5 protein-coding genes and 1 pseudogene are annotated in these 6,081 nt (G+C 68.9%); 4 read left to right on the top strand and 2 right to left on the bottom strand.

The features are described 5' to 3' along the window. Together Q0066_RS11040 and Q0066_RS11035 are read left to right on the top strand one after the other, a co-directional pair. A pseudogene (locus tag Q0066_RS11040) lies at positions 1-251 on the top strand (recombinase RecQ); the annotation flags it as partial. A gap of 490 nt (positions 252-741) precedes the next feature. Then, the gene (locus tag Q0066_RS11035; RefSeq protein WP_298132859.1) at positions 742-1,029 is read left to right on the top strand and encodes a hypothetical protein; all 288 of its coding nucleotides are present in this window, start codon (positions 742-744) and stop codon (positions 1,027-1,029) included. A gap of 110 nt (positions 1,030-1,139) precedes the next feature. Here the strand turns inward: Q0066_RS11035 and Q0066_RS11030 are convergent, their stop codons facing one another. Then, positions 1,140-2,210, bottom strand: a complete 1,071-nt coding sequence (locus Q0066_RS11030; protein ID WP_298132857.1) for a hypothetical protein — start codon at positions 2,208-2,210, stop codon at positions 1,140-1,142. 184 nt (positions 2,211-2,394) lie between these two features. Between Q0066_RS11030 and Q0066_RS11025 the strand changes: the two genes are divergently transcribed. Further along, the gene (locus Q0066_RS11025; protein WP_298132855.1) at positions 2,395-3,915 is read left to right on the top strand and encodes an FGGY family carbohydrate kinase; all 1,521 of its coding nucleotides are present in this window, start codon (positions 2,395-2,397) and stop codon (positions 3,913-3,915) included. 60 nt (positions 3,916-3,975) lie between these two features. Beyond that, positions 3,976-5,097 carry a LacI family DNA-binding transcriptional regulator gene (locus Q0066_RS11020; protein ID WP_366521517.1) on the top strand — a complete coding sequence of 374 codons (1,122 nt, stop codon included), beginning with the start codon at positions 3,976-3,978 and terminating at the stop codon, positions 5,095-5,097. A gap of 19 nt (positions 5,098-5,116) precedes the next feature. Here Q0066_RS11020 and Q0066_RS11015 read toward each other — a convergent pair. Continuing rightward, positions 5,117-6,081: GH32 C-terminal domain-containing protein (locus Q0066_RS11015; protein WP_298132851.1), on the bottom strand; the 965-nt coding region annotated here is incomplete at its 5' end.

The following is a 6,081-nucleotide window of genomic DNA, read 5'->3' as shown; positions in this document are numbered from 1 at the left end:
GTCCGCTCGCCCTCAACCCGGACACCGGCGCCGGACGAGGCGCCTCCAACAGCGCTTACCGGGTGCGCGACCTGTGGGAGCGGTTCGCGGTGCCGGACCAGCTGGCCGAGGAACTGCGCGAGGTGCGCGGGCCGGTGCTGCTGGTGGACGACCTGATTGACTCGCGTTGGACGATGACGGTGACCGCGCGTTTGCTGCGTCGCGCCGGTGCCGATTCGGTCCTGCCGTTCGCTCTGGCCCTCGCCGGCTGACCGCTCCTCACCCGTCGATCACAATGCGCCGGAATCAGGACAGTTTCGCCCGAATACACCCGTCGACACCGCCAAAGGTGACATTATTCGCCGGCCGGTTGCAATTGCCGAGATAGGCGTCTATTGTCGACGAAGACATACGACCGCGACCACAGAAGGGAGGCCGAGAGAGATGATGATCCGATTCACATCGAAGATCGACGGCACTGTCGTGCCGGCCCTCGGCTGCGTGGGCGGTACGTCGCTACTTGCCGGTTGACGGTGCGACGACTGCCGATCCCCTCCTACTGAGGGGTCTGCCGAGCGTCCCTTGCCGAGGACTGTCGAGTTCTTCCTGCCACGATTGATCGCACACGAGCGATCGCCGTCGGCACGCACCGAGTCGGCACGCCTCTGTCATCGCCGGCACCGGTAGACAAATCGAAATCGCCGCGAAGCACCGCTTCATTGCAGAAAAGCCCGCCGTGGCTCACCCGCGTCCGCGCCATTTGTGGACACGTCAAATTTCGCCTGCCAATTTCAGAAATGCGCCATCATGAATACGCTAGAAAAGCCCATACACGAATACACAACGTCAACCGAACTGCGTCGACTGTCTGTCTTCGATCGCCTCGCCCTGCACGGTGGCCTCGCCTTGATCCGCTGGGCTCAGCGCGAGCAGCCGTCGGTGCCGTCCGAGCAGCACCGGATCGACGCCGGACGTTCGCATCGCTTCGATTCGGTGTCCGAGTCGCGCGAGCGGATCGAAGCACGTCATCGGCTTCGTGCCGTCGGCTGATCCCGATCAACCGGTGACTGCGGTTGCCGCGCAAGCGGCGCTCCGGACGATCAACAGGCCGGCGAAACCCTCAGGGTTTCGCCGGCCTCGTCATGCCCGTCCGTTCGGCGTCACACCTCCGCGGTCAACTCGAGACCGGTGATCGCCCCGTGGAAGGTGGCGGCCGCCCGACCCCACACCGGATCACCGGTGAACAGTCCCGGCAGGATGGGCACCAGGCCGGACGAGAAGTCCTGGCTGGCCTGCTGCGGCAGCAACGACGGCAGGTTGTCGATGACGATGGCGTCCAACGGCACCGGATCGTCCCAGATGCGTCGCACCGGCTCGCTCCAGCTGGTGAGCCGGTTGCTGACCGGCAGCAGGTTGAGATCAGAGGGGACGTCGGCGGTCACGTCGGCCAGCACCCGCAGGCGGCGACCCGGACGCGTCCGATCGGCCTCGGTGAGGAACGGCGGCTGCGGCACATTGGCATGCACGCAGTGCACCAGCAGGTCGTGCGCGACCAGGGCGTCGGAGTCGAGGTCCCGGGTATCGTCCCGGTCCCAGCGGGACACCCCGACGCCGGCCAGAACCAGGGCGTCCGTGGCACCTCGCCCCGCCCGTCCGAACGCACCGGTGACCACCGCGGTGGCACCGGTCAACCGCGTGCCGGCGCTCTCCAGCTTCCCCGCCAGTTCGTCGAGCGACATCGGCACCAAGGGCGCGGTCAGTTCACCGGCGAGCTGCAACGCGCCGAGCGCACCGCCGACGAAGCCCGCCCAGTAGCCGAAGGCGACCACCCGCTGGCCGGAGGAGTTGACCAGGTACTCCAGGTCGAGCAGCTCTCCCCCGCCGGCCACGAACCTGCGCAGCAGTTCGGCCGCACCCTGCTGACCCTTGTAGGCGTGTCCGAAGTAGATGTGCCGATGGCGCAGTTGAGCCGGCTCATCCGGCAGTTCCTTGATGCCGAGGACGACGACGTCGGGGTCGGCGTCCAGCCAGGACCGCGCCGGCACGATCTCCAGACCCTGGGCGCGATATTCCTCGTCGGGGTAGACCCGCGTCGTCGACGACTCCACCAGCACTCGGATGCCGGCCGCCTCGACCTCGGCCGCGCCTTCCGGCGTGAGCGGCGTGCGCCGCTCGCTGGGGCGCTCCTCGGCGCGCAGCAGGATCGTGGGCTTCGGCGGGTTCGTGGTCATTGCCGCAGGTTATCGCCCGTCGGCGGTGAGTCCCGAGAGCACACCGCTGCGTTGGACATGCTTCCGGCTACAGCCCGTCCGGCGCAGGGCGACTCTCGTCCCCCGGGACAGCCGTCCGGAACTCCGGCGGCAGCCGGACACGACAGTTAGGCTCGAACGATCGGATCCGCACAAGGAGGTGCACATGTCCAGCCCGCTCGTCATCGGTATCGACAGCTCGACCACCAGCACGAAGGCCCTCGTCGTCGACGCCACCGGCTTGGTCCTCGCCCAGGGCAAGGCCGAGTTCGCCATGCAGACGCCACGCGTCGACTTCTACGAACAGGACCCGCGGGACTGGTGGCGCAGCACCAACGACGCCGTCGCGCAGGCGGTGGCCGCACTGTCGGCCGCCGACCGGGCTCGGATCACCCATCTGTGCGCCACCATCCAGCGCCAGACGTTCACCCTGGTGGACGCCGAGGGCGAGCCGCTGCGCCCCGGCATTCTCTGGCTGGACGGACGCGCAGCCGACCAGGTGCGGCGCTTCGGCACCGAGCACATCCATCAGCTGACCGGCTTCCAGCCCGACGTCACCCCGTCGGTGTACAAGATCGCCTGGCTGAAGGACAACGAGCCCGAGGTGTTGCGGCACGCCCACAAGGTGGTCGGCGTGCACGCCTACCTGGTGCACGCGATGACCGGACGCTGGGTCGATTCGGCGGCGACCGCGGACAGCCTGGGCCTGTTCGACATGGCCCGGCTCGATTGGTCCGACGAGATGCTGACCCACGCCGGCCTGCGCGCCGAGCAGCTGTGTGAGCTGGTCCCGGCCGCCAGCGTGATCGGGCCGATCGACCGCGAGATCACCACCGCTTGGGGACTCGACCAGGAGGTGCTGCTGGTGGCCTCCTGCGGCGACGGCCAGGCCGCGGCGCTCGGCGTGGGTGCGATCGGCCTCGACGAGGCGTACCTGAACATGGGTACCGCCCTGGTGGCCGGCGTCCATTCCCCGCGCTACGAGCACGCCGCGGTGTTCCGCACCGATGCCGCCGGCATTCCCGGCCAGTACGTACTGGAGATCGTGCAGAACTCGGGCGCCTATCTCGCCGGCTGGTTCCGCGAGAAGCTCGGCGACCCGGCTCTGGGAGGCCGTCCGGACCCGGCGCTGGACGAGCGGGCCGCGGCCGTGCGGCCCGGCTGCGGCGGCCTGGTCACCCTCCCCTACTTCAACGCCGTGCAGAGCCCGTTCTGGAACCCGGTCGCGCACGGCGCGATCGTCGGACTGGCCGGCGCCTACGGACGTGCCGAGCTGTACCGCTCGACCCTGGAAGGCATCAGCATCGAGATGGCCCGCAACCTGGCCGGGCTCGCCGACACCACCGGCGTCCCGCTGCGGACGGTGACCGCGGTCGGCGGCGGGCAGCGTTCCCCCTTGTGGCGACAGATCATGACCGACGCGATCGGGTTGCCGCTCACCGAGAGCCCGACCGAGGAGGTGTCCGCGATGGGTGCCGCGGTGATGGCGATGGCGGCCACCGGCACACACGACTCGCTCGAGATCGCCGCCAAAGCGATGTCCAGGCACGGCAACACGACCGAGCCGGACGCCGCGAACCACGAGATCTACCGGGAGCTGGGCGAGATCCAAGCGGCCACGTACCACGGGCTGAAGGACGTCTTCGACCAGCAGTACGAGTTCGCCCAGCGGCATCCGCTGCACTGAGCCGCCATCGGTCGAACCCCCGCCCGTCCTAGGGGTCGCGGACGTCGTCCCGCGACCAACATGGGGCTTTCGAGGTGCGCGTCTCGGCTTCTCCATAGACTGGGCCGAAAGCTGGGCGGCGACGCTCGGCGAAGGAGGCGTGCTATGACCCGGGGACCCGCTCGTCGGCCAACTCTGGCCGACGTCGCAAGGGAATCCGGCATGTCCAAAGCGGCCGTGAGCATGATCCTCAACGACAAGCCGGGCACCCGGCTGTCCGCCGAGGCCGCCGAGCGGGTGCGCGCCGCCGCCGCCAAGCTCGACTACCGCCCCAACCCCGCCGCGGTGAGTCTGCGGCACGACAAGACCCAGACGATCGGCTTCATCTCCGACCACGTCACGCTCACCCGCTACGCATCGGGGATGATCCGCGGTGTCCTCGGCGCCGCCAAGCAGCGCGGCTACACCGTCCTGATGACCGAGACGGACCGGCACGAACTCGCGGACGCCGTCGAACTCATGCTCGACCGGCGGGTCGACGGCATCCTCGTCGGCCTTCTGGGTGCACGCATGATCGACCTGCCCGAGGTGCGCTACGTTCCGCTCGTCGTCATCAACGGCACCAGTTCGCGCGAGCACCCCAACGTGCTACCCGACGAACGTACGGCGGGGCAGGCCATCGCCGGCCTGCTCATCGAGGCGGGGCATCGGCGCATCGGGCTGATCGGCGACATTCCGCGGGTGATGGGCGACCCGCGAGCATCGGTCACCATCGGTGAGCGGTTCAAGGGGCTCGACGGCGCACTCGACGCGGCCGGCATCGTGGCCGTCCGTGCGGTGGTCGACGATTGGCAGCCCCATGTGGGCTATGAGTACGGGTTACGCATGCTCACCGAGCATCCTGAACTCACCGCGATCATCGCGCTCAACGACAACGTCGCGTTCGGCGTCTATCAGGCGGTGGCGAAGCTGGGCCTGCGCATCCCCGATGACGTCTCGGTTGTCTCCTTCGACGACGAGGAGGTGGCCGCCTACCAACGTCCGGGCCTGACCACCGCCCGGCTGCCCTACGAGGAGATGGCACAACGCGGCGTCGAGATGCTCATCGGTGACTATGAGCCCTCCCACACGATGTTGCCCATGCCGCTCGTCATCCGTGAGTCGGTACGCCAGCTGAGAGTCGCTGCCTCAGCCGGCAGCTGAGCTCCGCACCGCGTCCGGCTCAGAGCGGGGCAACGACCAGGGAGCGCACGACGGCCTCGCCGCCTTCGGCGAAGACCTCGATGCCGCGACTTTCGGGCGACGGAAACACCAGGTCGGTGAGGGCCACTTCGCCGTCGGCGGCGAGCACCTCCACCGAGGAGACGTCGACGAAGACGTCCAGGCGCACCACCTCGGCGCCCCTCGCGGCCCCGTCCTGCGGGTCGGCCACGGGCAACGCGGCCGTGTGCACCGCGGCGAAACCTTCGTGGAAGGAGGCCTCACCGGAAGACGTCCGGTCCAGCGAGATCGTGCGGGCGTCCCGATCGACCACGATGCGGGTGCGCTCCCCATCGGAGTCCCCGACCCTGACGTCCAGACCGGCCCGGGTGGCGGAGCCGAACTCGAGTTCGAGCGATACCCGAGCCGCAAGGAGGTCGACCGGGACCCGCCAACTCCCCTCGATGCGCAGCTGCTCAGCCTCGTGGACGGCGGGCGCCTCGGCCGTGACCATGTCCTGGACGAGCCGCAACCCGCCCGGCCGCTCGCGCAGGGTGAGCCTGCGCGGCAGCGTCATCGAGCCGCGGAAGGCGCCCGCAGGGATGGTGGCCGCATAGGCCCAGTTGTTCATCCAGCCCTGGATGACGGGTTCGGGGTCGTCGGTGCCCGTGTAGGAGATGGCGGCGTAGAAGTCGGAGCCGAGGTCGAGCCAGCGCGCGTCGTCGAGCGGCTGAAAGGTCCTCCCGTCGTAGTCGACGATGGCGTACTGCATACCGGAGCCGCCGGCCGGGCCGCCCGCCTGCACGCTGAGCAGCAGCACCCACGCCGTCTCGTCGGTGCCCTCGATGGGCACGCGGACGATGTCGGGGCATTCCCACACGCCTGCCGTGAAGCCGAACCCACCCACCTCCGAGGAGAGTCGCCAGTCGAGAAGATTCGTCGAGCGGTACAGCCGCACGGCGCGATCCTCAGCCATCACCAGCACCA

Source organism: Micropruina sp., assembly GCF_027492755.1.
In the GTDB taxonomy this organism is placed as follows: Bacteria; Actinomycetota; Actinomycetes; order Propionibacteriales; family Propionibacteriaceae; genus Micropruina.
This window is presented reverse-complemented; position numbering and strand designations above follow the sequence as displayed.